Source organism: Nitrospirillum guaranorum (assembly GCF_034653275.1).
Classification (GTDB): Bacteria; Pseudomonadota; Alphaproteobacteria; order Azospirillales; family Azospirillaceae; genus Nitrospirillum.
The window spans coordinates 282,923-299,445 of the sequence record NZ_JAYEES010000004.1 but is presented as its reverse complement, the minus strand read 5'-3'; the positions used below and the strand labels follow the sequence as shown (position 1 = coordinate 299,445).

At 67.0% G+C, this 16,523-nt stretch carries 16 protein-coding genes; 1 reads left to right on the top strand and 15 read right to left on the bottom strand.

Translation table 11 applies throughout. The annotated features are described in order from the left end of the window. Positions 1–164: 164 nt before the first annotated feature. Positions 165–509: a hypothetical protein gene (locus UAJ10_RS23200; RefSeq protein WP_322917620.1), complete on the top strand. Its 345-nt coding sequence runs from the start codon at positions 165–167 to the stop codon at positions 507–509. Between the two features lie 77 nt (positions 510–586). Here the strand turns inward: UAJ10_RS23200 and UAJ10_RS23195 are convergent, their stop codons facing one another. The 15 genes from UAJ10_RS23195 to nuoF all read right to left on the bottom strand — a co-directional run bounded on the left by UAJ10_RS23195 (position 587) and on the right by nuoF (position 16,522). Next, on the bottom strand, positions 587–1,123 hold the full coding sequence (locus UAJ10_RS23195) for a hypothetical protein (protein ID WP_322917619.1): 537 nt from the start codon (positions 1,121–1,123) through the stop codon (positions 587–589). Next, positions 1,120–1,626 carry a hypothetical protein gene (locus UAJ10_RS23190; protein ID WP_322917618.1) on the bottom strand — a complete coding sequence of 169 codons (507 nt, stop codon included), beginning with the start codon at positions 1,624–1,626 and terminating at the stop codon, positions 1,120–1,122. The genes UAJ10_RS23195 and UAJ10_RS23190 overlap by 4 nt, the downstream gene beginning before the upstream one ends. 60 nt (positions 1,627–1,686) lie before the next feature. Then, the gene (locus UAJ10_RS23185; RefSeq protein ID WP_322917617.1) at positions 1,687–1,950 is read right to left on the bottom strand and encodes a DUF1467 family protein; all 264 of its coding nucleotides are present in this window, start codon (positions 1,948–1,950) and stop codon (positions 1,687–1,689) included. 96 nt (positions 1,951–2,046) lie between these two features. Then, the gene (locus tag UAJ10_RS23180) at positions 2,047–3,711 is read right to left on the bottom strand and encodes a ribonuclease J (RefSeq protein WP_322917616.1); all 1,665 of its coding nucleotides are present in this window, start codon (positions 3,709–3,711) and stop codon (positions 2,047–2,049) included. Positions 3,712–3,755: 44 nt separating this feature from the next. Next, on the bottom strand, positions 3,756–4,547 hold the full coding sequence (locus UAJ10_RS23175) for a type III pantothenate kinase (protein WP_322917615.1): 792 nt from the start codon (positions 4,545–4,547) through the stop codon (positions 3,756–3,758). A gap of 17 nt (positions 4,548–4,564) precedes the next feature. Beyond that, the gene (locus tag UAJ10_RS23170) at positions 4,565–5,287 is read right to left on the bottom strand and encodes a biotin--[acetyl-CoA-carboxylase] ligase (protein ID WP_322917614.1); all 723 of its coding nucleotides are present in this window, start codon (positions 5,285–5,287) and stop codon (positions 4,565–4,567) included. 62 nt (positions 5,288–5,349) lie between these two features. Further along, positions 5,350–6,789: an NADH-quinone oxidoreductase subunit NuoN gene (gene nuoN / locus UAJ10_RS23165; RefSeq protein WP_322917613.1), complete on the bottom strand. Its 1,440-nt coding sequence runs from the start codon at positions 6,787–6,789 to the stop codon at positions 5,350–5,352. A gap of 18 nt (positions 6,790–6,807) precedes the next feature. Next, complete coding sequence (locus UAJ10_RS23160) at positions 6,808–8,493, bottom strand: NADH-quinone oxidoreductase subunit M (protein ID WP_322917612.1); 1,686 nt, start codon at positions 8,491–8,493, stop codon at positions 6,808–6,810. 19 nt (positions 8,494–8,512) lie between these two features. Continuing rightward, positions 8,513–10,459: an NADH-quinone oxidoreductase subunit L gene (nuoL, locus tag UAJ10_RS23155; RefSeq protein ID WP_322917611.1), complete on the bottom strand. Its 1,947-nt coding sequence runs from the start codon at positions 10,457–10,459 to the stop codon at positions 8,513–8,515. A 5-nt stretch (positions 10,460–10,464) separates the two neighbouring features. Next, the gene (gene nuoK / locus UAJ10_RS23150; RefSeq protein ID WP_040846291.1) at positions 10,465–10,773 is read right to left on the bottom strand and encodes an NADH-quinone oxidoreductase subunit NuoK; all 309 of its coding nucleotides are present in this window, start codon (positions 10,771–10,773) and stop codon (positions 10,465–10,467) included. 15 nt (positions 10,774–10,788) lie between these two features. Next, positions 10,789–11,397, bottom strand: a complete 609-nt coding sequence (locus UAJ10_RS23145; protein WP_040846282.1) for an NADH-quinone oxidoreductase subunit J — start codon at positions 11,395–11,397, stop codon at positions 10,789–10,791. A 167-nt stretch (positions 11,398–11,564) separates the two neighbouring features. After that, positions 11,565–12,053: an NADH-quinone oxidoreductase subunit NuoI gene (gene nuoI / locus UAJ10_RS23140; protein WP_088873695.1), complete on the bottom strand. Its 489-nt coding sequence runs from the start codon at positions 12,051–12,053 to the stop codon at positions 11,565–11,567. Between the two features lie 89 nt (positions 12,054–12,142). Continuing rightward, on the bottom strand, positions 12,143–13,162 hold the full coding sequence (gene nuoH / locus UAJ10_RS23135; protein WP_322917610.1) for an NADH-quinone oxidoreductase subunit NuoH: 1,020 nt from the start codon (positions 13,160–13,162) through the stop codon (positions 12,143–12,145). Next, positions 13,155–15,221 (bottom strand): NADH-quinone oxidoreductase subunit NuoG, encoded by a 2,067-nt coding sequence (gene nuoG / locus UAJ10_RS23130; protein ID WP_322917609.1) that lies wholly within the window; start codon positions 15,219–15,221, stop codon positions 13,155–13,157. Before nuoG ends, nuoH begins: the two co-directional genes overlap by 8 nt. A 20-nt stretch (positions 15,222–15,241) precedes the next feature. Continuing rightward, the gene (nuoF, locus tag UAJ10_RS23125) at positions 15,242–16,522 is read right to left on the bottom strand and encodes an NADH-quinone oxidoreductase subunit NuoF (protein WP_322917608.1); all 1,281 of its coding nucleotides are present in this window, start codon (positions 16,520–16,522) and stop codon (positions 15,242–15,244) included. Between the last annotated feature and the right edge of the window lies 1 nt (position 16,523).

Here is a 16,523-nt window from a genome sequence, read left to right as displayed (position 1 = left end):
GGAGCCCGCGGCGACACTATTTTGCCATCAATCCTTGGCCTCATTGGCGGCGAGGATCGAGTGATTGGCGATTACCTACGTTATGCGTGACGGGAACTTGCCGTCTTCTTCGTAACAACGGTGGCGCCAATGATATCGGCCCAGTCAAACCAAGAGGTGACCCCATGAAGTCCGTCATGAAGTCCGCCCGCGCCACCGTCAGCGCCGCCGCCCTGGCCGTGGCACTGACCGGTGGCCTGTTCATCGCCGGCGCCAGCCCGGCCCAAGCCCAGGTGGGCGTCGACCTGTGGGTGCGCGAGGCCCCGCCGCCGCCGCGCCACGAGGTGATCCCCCCGCCGCCGGAGCCGGGCCACGTCTGGGTGGGCGGCCACTGGGCCTGGCATGATCGCTGGGACTGGGAGGAAGGGCACTACGCCGCCCCGCCCCATCCCCACGCCCATTGGGTGCCCGGCCACTGGCGGACCCGCCCCGACGGCCGCCATATGTGGGTCGAGGGCCACTGGCGCTAACCACGGCCAGGGCTGAATGAAAAAGGGCGGCATCGGGGCCACCGGTGCCGCCCTTTCCTTATGCGTTTTGGGGGTCTTCAGCGGCGGCGGAAGGCCACGGCGCCCAGGACGCGGTACCCCATGGACGCGCTGAAGCGCTGGGTGGCGCGCTTGGTCGCCTCCTCCGCCGTGTCGGCGCCCACCAGGTAGACGCGGCCGGACACCCAATCGTCGACATAATCGGACGGCGCCATGCGGGCGGTCGCCGTCTCGCCGAAATCGGGGTTGGAGACGGTCAGTTCCCAGAAGTGCTGCGCGTTCAGGGTCTGGCGATCCAGCAGGACCAGGGGCTGCAGCCGCCGCTCGCGCAGGGCCTTGCGCTCCTTGTCCAGGTTGTCCAGTTCCTCGCGCAGTTCCTCCAGCGTGGCGTCCACCGTGTCCATGGTGTTGGTGATCTGCTCCAACTCGCCGGAGGTGCCGTCGATCTCCTGCCGGAACTGGGCCACCAGGGCCTCGCGCTTTTCCAGCTGCCGGCTCAGTTCCAGCCGGCGCACCGTCAGTTCCCGCCACTGGCGGAACAGCAGCGCCGCCAGCAGGCCGATCAGCAGCAGCAACAGCCATCCCAGTTCCATCATGCCCCCCGGCGAAACCCGGTGGGACGCAGCGGCCCCTTTTCCGGGAAGTGCATCTCGATCTGCCGGCGGGCGGCGGCTTCCGATTCAGCCCAGATGCTGCCGCGGTGGTCGACACCGCGCAGGGCGGCCGGCAGCTCGCGCCCCGGTTCCACCGTGGCCGAGGGCATGAGGGTGCAGGCGTACTCCTCCTTATCCTTCGAGGGTTCGCCGATCTGGTGCAGGACGTAGAAGTCGCGGGCGCGCATGTCGTTGTTGTCGACGCGCAGCTGGGAAATCGCCATGCGCATCTTCGCGGCATCCGCCCGCTTCGAGCCCAGCGCCATGCGCTGCTGCTCCAGGAAGGACAGGACCTGCGTCTTCTCGTTGGAGACGGCGCGCATCTTGTCGGTGGAGGAGCCCAGCGACTTGCGCAGGCGCAATTCCACGGTCTGCCGCCATAGCCACAGCAGAATGGCGGCCAACAGCAGCAGGGCGGAAAACCCCATCAGGATTTGGATCAGCATTCCCCAGACGACCGTACGGGCCCGAACCAACAGCCGACCGCCGTGCCAAGCCCCACCGCCTCAGGAAGGCGCGTTCCCCGGGGGATCGAACAGCCGATCGTAGTTAATGAGGCCAAAATGAAAAACAGCCCAGACGAGCCCGAGAATTACCGCTGAAATCAGGCTCGTCCATATGAATTTGCGCTTGAGATCGGGAAACACCGGGGCGCCGGGATCATTGCCCTTTTGCGGGCTGTCGTCGCGGCGCACGCCGACGGGCAGCACCGCGAACAGAACCACCCACCACAGCGTGAAATAGATCGCGACCAGCGTGACCAGGCTCATGACGCATCCCATCCCCAGGGCCCATGGGCGGCGCGAAAAGGCGCCCGCCCGGGCCGTTTTGGCGGCGTCCCGGGGGCGCCGCTTCCCCTGTCCGGCTTACACCCGCACCAGGTGCACCTCGGTCACCGGCTTGCGGCCTTGGGCCGCGTGGAAGGTACGCCGCACGGCCAGACGCGCGGCCTCGGTCACGGCCGCGTCATCCCGCCGCTCCGCCTCGGCCAGCTTGTCGACCGCCTGGCCGATGCCCTTCACCAGTCCCTCGATGAACAGGGAATCCTCTTCCCCGTCCAGCAGGCCGATGACCGACAGCTTCGGGTCCGCCAGCAACTCGGTGTCGTCCATCACCAGGGTGACCACGGCGGCCCCATTGAAGACCATGCGGTTGCGGGTGCGCAGCAGGGTGCCGCCCAAGGGCACCAGGCGGCGACCGTCCAGGCACAGCTTGCCCGAGGGCACCGTGCCGATGATCTCCGGTTCACCTGGGCCGATGCGGATGACCACACCGTTCTCCGGCACCAGGGCGCGCGGCACCTGGCATTCCAGCGCCAGGTCGGCGTGGGCCTTCAGGTGGCGCTGCTCGCCATGCACCGGCACGGCCAGGAAGGGGCGCACCCACTGGTACATCTGCGCCAGCTCGTCCCGCGCCGGATGGCCGGAGACATGGACATCGGCGTCGCTGGCCGTCACCACCTCGATGCCGCGCCGGATCAGGCCGTTCTGCACCTTGGCGATGGCCTTCTCATTGCCCGGGATTTCGCGGGAGGAGAAGACGACGACGTCGCCCGGCTCCAGGTCGATCTCGGGGTGGTCGCCATCGGCGATGCGGGCCAGGGCGGCGCGCGGCTCCCCCTGGCTGCCGGTGCAGATCAGCACCTGGGCCTCGCGCGGCAGATAGCCCACGTCATGCTCGGTGACGAAGGGCGGCAGATCCTTGAGGTAGCCGGTGGCGCGCGCGGCCTCGTTGATGCGGCGCAGGCTGCGGCCCACCAGGGCCACCTGGCGGTCATGCGCGGCGGCGGCCTTGGCGATGGAATGCAGGCGCGCGACGTTGGTGGCGAAGCAGGCCACGGCCACGCGCCGGCCGGGGTAGCGGCCGATCAGCTCCTCCAGCCCCACGGCGACGGTGCCCTCCGACCCCGAGGTGCCGGGCACGGTGGCGTTGGTGCTGTCGCACACCAGGGCGGTGACCCCTTGGTGCCCCAGGGCGATCAGCGCCGCCTCATCCACCGGCGCGCCCACGCGCGGGTCGGGGTCCAGCTTCCAGTCGCCGGTGTGAAGCACCGTGCCGCCTGGCGTGCGGATGACCAGGGCGTTGGGCTCGGGAATGGAATGGGTGAGGCTGATCAGCTCGATATCGAAGGGGCCGACCTGGAAGCGGCCGGACAGCGGCACCTCGATGATCTGCACCAGGCCGCTGAACTCCGTCTCGCGCAGCTTGGCGCGCAGCACGGCGGCGGTGAACGGCGTGGCGTAGACGGGGCAGCGGAGTTCCGTCCACAGGTACTGCACGGCGCCCAGGTGGTCCTCATGCGCGTGGGTCAGAACCAGGCCGGCCAGGTCTTCCCGCCGCTCGGCGATGAATTCAGGGTCGGGCATGACCACGTCCACGCCGGGCGCGGCGTCATCGCCGAAGCTGACCCCCAGGTCGACCATCAGCCACTTGCCGGCGTGATGGTAGAGGTTGAGGTTCATACCGATTTCGCCGGACCCACCCAACGGCAGGAAATACAGGGCGTCGGGGGACAGCAAATCGTCGATCATGGAAACCTAAAAAACGGGAACGGCGGGACGGGGCGAACGGGGCGTCAGCCCCCTGATTTGGCGTTGCGGCGGTGGATGAGCAAGAGGCCGCGTAGGGTCAGGTCGGCATCGATGTGGTCGACCATGCCCGTTTCCTCCGCGAACACCCGCACCATGCCGCCCGTGCCGATGACGGTGACGGGCGGCGTGCCGCTGGGCGACAGCTCCGCCTTGATACGGCGCAACAGGCCCTCGATCATCGCGGTATAGCCCCAATACATGCCGGACTGCATGGCGCCCACCGTGCCGCGGCCGATGACGCGGTCGGGCTTGGCGATATCGACCTTGGGCAACTGCGCGGCCACACGGTGCAGGGCGTCCAGCGACAGGGTGGGCCCGGGGGCGATGACACCACCGGCGAAGGCGCCGTCGGCATCGACCACATCAAAGGTAGTGCCGGTGCCGATATCCAGGACAACCAGGGGCGCCTTATATCGTTCCGTGGCCGCAACGGCGTTGACCAGACGGTCAGCGCCGGCCTCGCGCGGGTTGTCGATGCGAATCTCGATGCCCAGGTCCACCGCCGGATCGCCGATGCGCATGGGCACGCAGCCGAAATGATCCTTGCACAGCCGGATCAGATCGGGTGTGGCCGCCGGGACGACGGAGGACAGGATGGCGGCGTTGACATCCTGGGCCGCCAGCCCCTTCAGGGCCATGGCCGAGGTCAGCCACACCGCGTACTCGTCGGAGGTGCGGCGGCTGTCGGTGGAAATGCGCCAGCGCCCCCGGGGCGCGTCGCCGTCATAGATGGCGAAGACCACGTTGGTGTTGCCGGCATCGATGGCGAGCAGCATGGGGCGGGCTCCCTGTCTCAGGCGGTCGGCTGGACAGCGTGGGGGAAGAAGACGTCGCCGGCCGTGACCTTCACCGTGCCGCCGGCGGTTTCCACCAGCAGGGCGCCATCGGCGTCCAGGTCGGCCAGGCGGCCCTCGAACGCGCGGTCATGCAGGCGCACGGTCACGGTGCCACCGATGCCTTGGGCGGCGTTCAGCCAGGCGGCGCGGACCGGCGCGAAACCATAATCCTGCCAGCGGCGGTACCAGCGGTCATAGGCGCGCGCGTAAGCGGCCATGACCAGGTCTGGCTCCACATCCGCGCCCTGGGCCAGCAGGGACGTGGTGGCGTATCCCGGGGTATCTGGATGGTGCCGCACGTTCAGGCCCATGCCGACGGCCACCCAGACGACGCTACCGTCCGCCTCCGCCTCGGATTCCAGCAGGATGCCGGCGATCTTGGCGCCCTCGACCAGGACGTCGTTGGGCCATTTCAGCTTGGGCGCGGCGGGGATCAGGCCGTCCACCGCCTCCCCCGCCGCCAGCGCGGTGACGAAGGACAGCTCGGCCGCCCGTTGGGGCGTGCCGCCGGGGCGCAGCAACAGGGTGCAGTAGAGATTGCCAGGCTCGGAGGTCCAGGAACGGCCACGCCGGCCCCGGCCCGCTTCTTGGCGAACGGCCCGCACCAGCGTGCCTTCCGGCGCGCCGGCACGGGCCATGTCCTTGACGATGTCATTGGTGCTGCCGCAGCGCTCCAGCACCGTCGGCCGGATCCACTCCGGCAGACGGTGGGACGGGGTGCCAGGGGTCAGCGCCAGCCCGCTCAATGGAACAGGCTGGCGGCGGCGGCGGCGGCGCTGTTCAGCACCGGGGTGCCGATCACCAGGGCCACCGGGAACACCACCAGGGCGGTGGCGGTGACGACCCAGGACAGGCCGGCCGTGGGACGGTCCAGCGGCTCCTTCACGTCGTCGAACCAGGAGACCTTACAGATCTTCAGATAATAGTAGAGGCTGATGCCGCTGGTCAGCGCCATGATGATGGACAGCGGGTACAGCCCGGCCTTCCACGCGGCCATGAACACCAGCAGCTTGCCGAAGAAGCCGGCCGCCGGCGGCACGCCCGCCATGGAGAACATGAACACGGCCAGGGCGAGGGCCAGCATGGGGTTGGTCTTGGAGAGGCCGGACAGGTCGGCGATCTCTTCCACAGCCTTACCCTTCTGGCGCATGCCGATGATGATGGCGAAGGTGCCAACGGTCATCACCAGGTAGATCGCCATGTAGATCAGCACGGCCTGCACGCCCTCGGCGGTGCCCGCCGCCACGCCGACAAGGGCGTAGCCGATGTTGGCGATGGAGCTGTAGGCCATCAGGCGCTTGATGTTGCTCTGGCGGATGGCCGCCAGCGAGCCCACCACCATGGAAGCGACGGAGCAGAACTCGATCACCTGGCGCCACTGCGGCAGCAGGGAACCGAAGGGCCCCTCCAGCACGCGGATGAACAGGCAGATGGCGGCCACCTTGGGCGCCACGGCGAAGAAGGCCGTGACCGGGGTGGGGGCGCCCTCGTACACGTCCGGCGTCCACATGTGGAACGGCACGGCGGAGATCTTGAAGGCCAGGCCGGCGGCGACGAAGACCAGGCCGACGATGACGCCCAGGGACGCCGGGCCGGCCTGCAGGACCTGGGCGATGGTGATGAAGTTGGTGGTGCCGGCGAAGCCGTAGATCAGGCTGATGCCGTACAGCAGCATGCCGGAGGACAAGGCGCCCAGCACGAAGTACTTCAGGCCGGCCTCGGTGCTCTTGGCGAAATCGCGGCGGAAGGACGCGATGACGTAGAGCGACAGGCTCTGCAGTTCCAGGCCGACATACAGGGTCAGCAGGTCGTTGGCCGACACCATCATCATCATGCCGACGGTCGCCAGCAGCATGAGCACCGGATACTCGAACCGGTCCATGTCCTCGCGAGCAATGAAGTTCTGGGCGATGACGATGGAGAGGCCGGTACCCAGCAGGACCAGCAGCTTGGAGAAGACGGCGAAGCCATCGGTGATGAACAGGCCGGAGAAGGCCACGTCGTAGCCTTCCTGGCGGAACAGCAGCACGGCGGTCACCACCAGCGCCACCACGGCCAGGCCGCTGACCAGGCGGGTGCCATTCTTGCCGCTGAACACACCCAGCATCAGCAGCGCGAGCGCCGCCACGGCCAGGAAGATCTCAGGCAGGGCCGGGATCAGATCGGTAAGGACAGGTTGCATGGATCGTTTCCCGCTGGATCAGTGGCCGGCGTCGGGGTTGGCGTCCGCCTTGGGCTCGCTCTGGGCGGGCGCTTCGGCGGGCGTTTCAGAAGTGGTCGGCTCAACCGCCGGCTCGGTGCCCGGCGTCTCGCTGGTCGCCGGATGGGCCGAGAGGGTCCCGGCGTTGGCGGCCGGGACGAAGGCGGAGGCCGGGTTGGCGACCGGCGGGGTCAAACCCTCGGCGGCCAGGGCCTCGCGGTGGTGCGACAGGATGTGGTCCAGCGACGCGGCGTACACGCTGCTGAAGCTCTTCGGGTAGACGCCCATCATGATGACGATGGCGACCAGCGGGGCGAAGTAGACGATCTCCTTCCCGTTCAGGTCGGGCATGGCGATCACGTCCGGCTTCTCCAGCTTGCCGTAGAATAGCTTGCGATAGAGCAGCAGCATGTAGGCGGCGCCGAACACCAGGCCGGTGGAGGCGAACAGGCCCACCCAGGTGTTGGCCTCGTACGCGCCCAGCATGGACAGGAACTCACCCACGAAACCCGAGGTGCCGGGCAGGCCGACCGAGGCCAGCATGAACAGCATGAACACCACGGCGTACTTGGGCATGTTGTGCGCCATGCCGCCGTAGCGCGCGATCTCACGGGTGTGCAGGCGGTTGTAGACCACGCCGATGCAGAGGAAGAGGGCCGCCGACACCACGGTGTGCGACAGCATCTGGAACATGGCGCCGTCCAGGCCCTGGGCGTTGGCGGAGAAGATGCCCATGCTGACGTAACCCATGTGGGCCACGGAGGAATAGGCGATCATCTTCTTCATGTCGGTCTGCGCCAGCGCCACCAGCGAGGTGTAGATGATGGCGACGACCGACATCACGAACACCAGGTTGGTGTAGGTGGCCGAGCCGATGGGCAGCATCTGCAGGTTGGCGCGGATCAGACCGTAACCGCCCATCTTCAGCATGACGCCGGCCAGCATGACGGAGCCGGCGGTCGGCGCCTCCACGTGGGCGAAGGGCAGCCAGGTGTGGAACGGCCACATCGGGGTCTTCACCGCGAAGGCGGCGAAGAAGGCCAGCCACAGGATCTTCTGCATGGACGGGTCGAAGGTGTGGTCCAGCATCACCCGCATGTCCATCGTGCCGACCTGCAGGTACATGGCGACGATGGCCAGCAGCATCAGGACGGAGCCGATGAAGGTGTAGATGAAGAACTTGTAGGCGGCATAGATGCGGCCCGGACCACCCCACACGCCGATCATCAGGAACATCGGCAGCAGGACACCTTCGAAGAAGATGTAGAACAGGATGAAGTCCAGCGCGGTGAACATGCCGACCAGCATGGTCTCCAGCAGCAGGAGCGACATCATGAACTCCTTCACGCGCTTCTCGATGCTGTCCCAGGAGGCCAGCACGCAGACGGGCGTGAGGAAGGTCGAGGCCAGCACGAACCAGACGGACACGCCGTCGATGCCGCGCAGGTACTGGATGCCCAGGGCGGGGATCCAGCTGTGTTCCTCCACCAGCTGGAAGCCGGCGCTGGAGGGGTCGAACTTCACCAGGATGAACAGCGAAACGATGAAGGTGAGAAGCGACGTCGCGAGGGCGATCGCCTTCGCGTTCCGCGCCACGGCCTGTTCTTCGCCGCGCACCAGCAGGATGAGTAGGGCGCCAATCGACGGAAGGAACGTCGTCAGCGACAGGATCGGCCAATCAGCCATCTTAGATGCCTCGTCCTGCTCAGGGCTTGAAGTAGAACCAGCCGACCAGCGCGACCACGCCGATCACCATGGCGAATGCGTAGTGGTAGACGTACCCGGACTGCAGACGGCTGACGCCGGCGGCCACGCCGCGGGTGGTCTTGGCGACGCCATCGGGGCCGAGGCCGTCGATAATGGCGCCGTCACCGGCCTTCCACAGGCCGAAGCCAAGGACCTGGGCCGGCTTCACGAACAGCACGTCGTAAATCTGGTCGAAGAAGTACTTGTTGAAGACCAGCACGTGCAGCGGCTTCACGATCTTGGTGAAGGTCGCCGGGATGCCGGGCACAAACATGTAGCAGACGTAGGCCAGGCCGATGCCAGCCAAGCCGACGATCAGTGGCAGGAGGCCCACCCATTCCGGACCCTCATGGGCGGCGTGGATGCTGTCATGGGCGTGCAGGACCTGGATGGCGCCGCGCCAGAATTCGGCGCGGGCGGCATGGCCGACGAACCACTCGTAGCCGCCGATACCGGCGACCAGGGCGCCGATGGCCAGCACGGTCAGCGGACCGGTCATGACCAGCGGGCTTTCGTGCACGTGGTCCATGACCTCCTTGGAGGCGCGCGGCTTGCCATGGAAGGTCATGATCAGCAAGCGCCAGGAGTAGAAGGCGGTCATGAAGGCGGCGGCGATGCCCAGCCAGTAGGCGAAGTGGCCGACGGCGGTGCCGGAGCCGTAGGCGGCCTCCAGGACGATGTCCTTGGAGTAGAAGCCCGCGAAACCGTACACGCCGGGAATGCCGACACCGGCCAGGGCCAGGTTGCCAATCCACATCACCACATAGGTGAAGGGGATGAGCCTGGCGATGCCGCCCATCTTGCGCATGTCCTGCTCACCCGACATGGCGTGGATGACGGAACCGGCGCCCAGGAACAGCAGGGCCTTGAAGAAGGCGTGGGTCATCAGGTGGAAGACGGCGGCCTGGTAAGCCGACACGCCGATGGCGAAGAACATGTAGCCCAGCTGGCTCATCGTCGAATAGGCGATGACGCGCTTGATGTCGAACTGGGTCATGCCGATCGTGGCGGCGACGAAGGCGGTCAGGGCGCCCAGCACGGTCACCACGGCCAGCGCGGTGGGGGCGTACTCGAACACCGGGCTCATGCGGGCCAGCATGAAGACGCCGGCGGTCACCATGGTGGCGGCGTGGATGAGGGCCGACACCGGGGTCGGGCCCTCCATCGCGTCCGGCAGCCAGGTGTGCAGGCCCAGCTGGGCCGACTTGCCCATCGCGCCGACGAACAGCAGCAGGCAGGCGCAGTCCAGCGCCGACACATGCCAGCCCAGGAAGTTGAAGGTGGCGTGGGCCTTGCCAGCGGCGGCCGGGAAGATCGTGCCGAATTCGACGCTGCCGAAGATGATGAAGATCGAGAAGATGCCCAGGGCGAAGCCGAAGTCACCCACGCGGTTCACCAGGAACGCCTTCATGGAGGCGTCGTTGGCGCTCTTCTTCTCGAACCAGAAGTTGATCAGCAGGTAGGAGGCGACACCGACACCCTCCCAGCCGAAGAACATCTGCACCAAATTGTCCGAGGTCACCAGCATGAGCATCATGAAGGTGAACAGGCTGAGGTAGGACATGAACCGGGGCTTGTCCGGGTCATGGCTCATGTAGCCGACGGAGTAGATGTGGACCATGGTCGACACGCCGTTGACCACGATCAGCATGACCGCCGTCAGGGTATCGACGCGCAGGGCCCAATCGACGTGGAAGTCGCCGCTGGCGACCCAGTTGGCCAGCGGAACCACGGTGGCATGTCCGTTCACGGCCACGTCGATGAACAGGATGACGGACAGGACCAGTGCCGCCACCATGGCGCCGCAGGTGACGAGCTGGGAACCCAGGTCACCGATGCGGCGGCCGAAGAAGCCGGCGATGAACGCCGCGAGGAGCGGCAGGAAGATTGCTGCGATAACGGCCATGACCCTCAACCCTTCATCAGGTTGATGTCCTCAACCGCGATCGAGCCACGGTTGCGGAAGTAGATGACGAGGATGGCGAGGCCGATGGCGGCCTCGGCAGCCGCAACGGTCAGGATGAACAGGGCGAACACCTGTCCCACGAGATCGTGCAGGAAGACCGAGAAGGCGACGAGGTTGATGTTGACGGCGAGCAGGATCAGCTCGATCGACATCAGGATGATGATGACGTTGCGGCGGTTCAGGAAGATGCCGAACACGCCCAGGATGAACAGGATGGCCGCCACCGACAGGTAGTGGCCCAGACCGATATCCATCATGTTTTCCATGGTTTACACGCCCTCCCCGGTCTGGACCTTGACCACGGCCACCACGTCCTCGCGGCGGCGGGCCAGCTGGTCGGCGATGACCTGGCGGCGCACGCCCTTGCGCGAGCGCAGGGTCAGCACGATGGCGCCGATCATGGCGACCAGCAGCACCAGGCCGGAGGCCTCGAAGATGAAGGCGTATTGGGTGTAGAGCAGGTCGCCCAGCGCCTGGGCGTTGCCCACGCTTTCCGGCGTCGGCGCCGCGCGGACGCTGTCCGCCGGGCCGGCGTAGACCCAGCCGGAGATCACCAGGCCCAGTTCCGCCAGCAGGGCCGCCCCCACGGCGAGGCCCGCCGGCAGGTAGCGCAGGAAGCCCTTGCGCAGTTCCTGGAAGTTGATGTCCAGCATCATGACGACAAAGAGGAACAGCACCGCCACGGCGCCCACGTAGACGATGACCAGGATCATCGCCACGAATTCCGCCCCGATCAGCACGAACAGGCCGGCCGCGTTGAAGAAGGCCAGGATCAGGAACAGGACGGAGTGCACCGGGTTGCGCGCCGTGATCACCAGCATGCCGGCCAGCACCAGCACGGCGGCGAACAGATAGAAGGCGAGAGCGGGCAGTATCATCGGCGGCTCTCCTTCCGGTGCGGGTTGCGGACGTTGGCGATCAAGATTTCTCTCCGGTAACCGGGCCCATCGTCTGGGTCCCTGACTCGACGTCGGGGGCGCGGGCGATCCCGCGCGCGGGTGTCACGGGGTTAGGCGTCACAAGGCTTGAAAAAAGGCGCTCAGGCTCAGCGGTAGGGCGCATCCGCGGCGATGTTGGCCGCCAGCAGGGGTTCCCAGCGGTCGCCGTTCGCCAGCAGCTTTTCCTTGTTGTAGAAAAGCTCCTCGCGCGTCTCGGTGGCGAACTCGATGTTCGGCCCTTCGACGATGGCGTCTACGGGGCAGGCCTCCTGGCAGAGACCGCAGTAGATGCACTTGGTCATGTCGATGTCGTAGCGGGTGGTCCGGCGCGAGCCGTCCTCACGGGGTTCCGCTTCGATGGTGATGGCCAGGGCCGGGCACACCGCTTCGCACAGCTTGCAGGCGATGCAGCGCTCTTCCCCGTTGGGATAGCGGCGCAGCGCGTGTTCGCCGCGGAAGCGGGGGCTCAGCGGGCTGCGCTCATACGGGTAGTTGAGCGTCACCCGGGGCTTGAACATGTAGCTGAAGGTCAGGGCGAAGCCCTTCACCAGCTCGGTCATGAACAGGCCGCGCGCCGTACGGTCGAGCCAGGCCATGTCGTCACCTCATTCCTTGATGCGGGGGGCGGCTCCCCCCGCGGTCACAAGTCAGTACCAAAGTCCCGCCCGGGGCGGGGACGCATCGCTCAGTGCGGCAGCTTGTCGAAGTAGACAAGGAAGCCGGAAGTCAGGATCACCCAGACCAGGGAGAACGGCAGGAAGACCTTCCAGCCCAGGCGCATCAGCTGGTCATAGCGGTAGCGGGGCAGCGTGCCGCGCACCCAGATGAACACGAACATCAGGAGGCAGATCTTGATGATCAGGTTCAGCGGGCCGGGGATGAAGCCCAGGAAGGGGAAGGGCTGCCAGCCGCCCAGGAACAGGATGGAGGTCATCCCGCTCATCAGGAGCATGCTGATGTACTCGCCCAGGAAGAACAGGGCGAAGGTCATGGCCGAGTATTCGGTGTGGAAACCGCCCACCAGTTCGGACTCGCCTTCCGGCAGGTCGAAGGGGGCGCGGTTGGTTTCCGCGAGCGCCGAGATGAAGAACACGACGAACATGGGGAATAGCGGGATGCAGAACCACAGGTGGCTCTGCGCCCGGACGATGTCCGACAGGTTCAGCGAGCCGACGCACAACAGCACGGTGATGATGACGAAGCCGATGGAGACCTCGTAGGACACCATCTGCGCGGCGGAGCGCAGGCCGCCCAGGAAGGCGTACTTCGAGTTGGACGCCCAGCCCGACATGATGATGCCGTAGACGCCCAGCGAGCTGATGGCGAAGAGGTAGAGCACGCCGACGTTGATGTCGGACAGCACCAGGCCCTCGCCGAAGGGGATGACCGCCCAGGCCACCAGCGCCAGGATGAAGGTGATCATCGGCGCGACCAGGAACACGGCGCGGTTGGCGCCGGCCGGGATGATCGTCTCCTTGGTCATCAGCTTCAGGCCGTCGGCGAACGGCTGCAGCAGACCGAAGGGGCCGACCAGGATCGGGCCCTGGCGCAGCTGGATGGCGGCCAGCACCTTGCGTTCCATGTAGGTCATCATGGCCATCGCGATCAGCAACGGCACCGTGATCACCAGGATCTTCAGGATGATCGCCACCAGGGTCGCCCAGGTGAGGGGCAGCCCCAGGTGCAGGGCGAGGAAATCAGCCATGGGTACCGGTCCTCTCGGCAACGGCGGGCGACACGAAGGCCTCCGTGCATTCGGCCATGGTGGCCGAGGCGCGGCTGATCGCGTCGGTCATGTAGAAGTTCTCCACCGGCAGGGTGAAGGGGGCGGCGGCCACGGCACCGGCGGTACCAAAGGCACCCCAGGCGGCCGGCGTGGCGCGGTCGATCTGGGCGAACACCGGGTTGGCGTCGGCCAGCCGCTTGCGCAGCTGCTGCAGGGTGTCATACGGCAGGGGCTTGCCCAGGGCGCCCGACAGCGCGCGGATGATCTTCCAATCCTCGCGCGCCTCGCCCACCGGGAAGGTGGCCTGGCGGGTATGCTGGGCGCGGCCCTCGGTGTTGACGTAGGTCGCGTTCTTCTCGGTGTAGGCGGCACCCGGCAGGATGACGTCGGCGCGGTGGGCGCCCCGGTCGCCGTGGTGGCCCTGGTAGATCACGAAGGCGCGACCGAAGTTCTGGGCGTCGATCTCGTCGGCGCCCAGCAGGTAGACCACCTCGACCTCGCCCTTGCGGGCGCCGTCCAGGATGCCGGCCAGGTCGCGGCCGCCCTTGGCGGGCAGGAAGCCCAGGTCCAGGGCGCCGACGCGGGAGGCCGCCCGGTGCAGGACGTTGAAGCCGTTCCAGTCCTCGCGCACCAGGCCGCAGGCCTCGGCCACCGCGCGGGCGGCGGCCCAGACGGCGGCGCCGTCGGCACGGGCCAGGGCGCCGGAGCCCAGGATCAGCAGGGGCTTCTTGGCGGCCTTCAGCGTCTCGGCGTAGGGGTGGCTGCCGTCGGCGATGGCGTTCAGCAGCGTGGCGTCGTTGCCCAGGTGCTCGATGGGGAAGGTCAGATCGACGCGCGGGCCCAGCACGGTGACGGTCAGGCCACCCTGCAGGTAGCGCTTGCGGATGCGGGCGTTGACCAGGCTGCCTTCCCAGCGCGGGTTGGTGCCGATCAGAAGGATCTGGTCCGCCTGCTCGATGCCCGCGATGGTGCTGTTGAAGATGTAGCCGGCGCGGGATGCCGCGTCGATGGCGCTGCCGTCCTGGCGGCTTTCCAGGCTGGCCACACCCATGCCGCCCAGCAGGTCCTTCAGGGCCAGCAGGCTTTCGGCGTCGGCCAGATCGCCGGCGATGGCGGCGATCTTCTCCGGCGCGGCACCCTTCAGCTTGGAGGCGGTCAGGGCCAAGGCCTCTTCCCACGAGGCGGCGCGCAGCTTGCCATTCTCGCGGATGTACGGGCGGTCCAGGCGCTGGCGCTTCAGGCCGTCATGGGCGTAGCGGGTCTTGTCGCTGATCCATTCCTCGTTCACCGCCTCGTTCAGGCGGGGGAGGATGCGCAGCACTTCGCCGCCGCGGGTGTCGATGCGGATGTTGGAACCGACGGCGTCCAGGACGTCCACCAATTCCGTCTTGCGCAGTTCCCAGGGGCGGGCGGTGAAGGCGTAGGGCTTGGAGGTCAGCGCGCCCACGGGGCACACGTCCACCAGGTTGCCCGACAGCTCGGACGAGACGGCGGCCTCGACGTAGGTGCCGATCTCCATGTGCTCGCCACGGCCGGTGGCGCCCATCACGGACACGCCCGCGATCTCATCGCTGAAGCGGATGCAGCGCGTGCAGTGGATGCAGCGCGTCATGATCGTCTTGATCAGCGGGCCCAGGTTCTTGTCCTTGACCGCGCGCTTTTCCTCACCATAGCGGCCCCGGTCGAAACCGTAGCCCACGGCCTGGTCCTGCAGGTCGCACTCGCCGCCCTGGTCGCAGATGGGGCAGTCCAGCGGGTGGTTGATGAGCAGGAACTCCATCACCCCCTTGCGCGCCTTGTGCACGGTGTCGGTGTCGGTCTTGATCACCATGCCTTCGCCGCAGGGCATGGCGCAGCTGGCGATGGGCTTGGGCGCCTTCTCCATCTCCACCAGGCACATGCGGCAGTTGGCCGGGACCGACAGCTTCTCGTGATAGCAGAAGCGCGGAACCTCGATGCCCAGCTGCTCGCAGGCCTGCAGCACGGAGGTGCCAGGCGCCACTTCAAGCTCGATACCGTCGATGGTCAGTTTCGGCATGTCTCAAATCCTTCCACCGATCACTCGGCAGCGATGCTCTGGCGATAATCGGCGATGCGGCGTTCCATCTCCGGACGGAAGTGCCGGATCAGGCCCTGCACGGGCCAGGCGGCGGCATCGCCCAAGGCGCAGATGGTGCGGCCTTCGATCTGCTTGGTGACGTCCTGCAGCATGTCGATCTCTTCCAGGCGGGCCTGGCCACGGACCATGCGGTCCATGACGCGGGCCAGCCAGCCGGTGCCTTCGCGGCAGGGTGTGCACTGGCCGCAGCTCTCATGCATGTAGAACTTCGACAGGCGGGCGATGGCGCGGACGATGTCGGTCGACTTGTCCATGACGATCACGGCGGCCGTGCCCAGGCCGGACCCGACCTCGCGCAGGCTGTCGAAGTCCATCAGCACGGTGTCGCAGACGCTTTTGGGCATCACCGGCACGGAGGAGCCGCCGGGGATGACGGCCAGCAGGTTGTCCCAGCCGCCGCGCACGCCGCCGGCGTGGCGCTCGATCAGCTCCTTCAGGGGGATGCCCATCTCCTCTTCCACGTTGCACGGCTTGTTCACGTGGCCGGAGATGCAGAACAGCTTGGTGCCCACATTCTTGGGGCGGCCGATGCCGGCGAACCAGGCGGGGCCGCGACGCAGAATGGTGGGAACGCCCGCGATGCTTTCCACGTTGTTGACCGTGGTCGGGCGGGAGTACAGGCCGGCGTTGGCGGGGAACGGCGGCTTGTTGCGCGGCTGGCCCTTCTTGCCCTCGATGGACTCGATGAGCGCGGTTTCCTCGCCGCAGATGTAGGCGCCCGCACCCTTGTGCAGGTAGATATCGTAGTCGTAGCCGCTGCCGCAGGCGTTCTTGCCGATCAGGCCGGCGGCGTAGGCCTCGTCGATGGCGACCTGGACGTTGGACGCCTCGTTGTAGAACTCGCCACGGATGTAGATGTAGCAGGCGGTGGCGCCGATGGCGAAACCGGCGATCAGGCAGCCTTCGATCAGCTTGTGCGGATCGTGGCGTAGGATCTCGCGGTCCTTGCAGGTGCCGGGCTCGCCCTCGTCGGCGTTGATCACCAGGTAGACGGGGCCGTCCACCTTCTTGGGCATGAACGACCACTTCAGGCCGGTGGAGAAGCCGGCGCCGCCACGGCCGCGCATGCCCGATTCCTTCACCTGCTCGATGATGGTGTCGCGGCCGCGGGCCAGGATGTCCTTGGTGCCGTCCCAGTCGCCGCGCTTGCGGGCGGCTTCCAGGCGGAAGTCCTCATAGCCGTAGAGGTTGGTGTAGATGCGGTCTTCGTCGCGCAACATC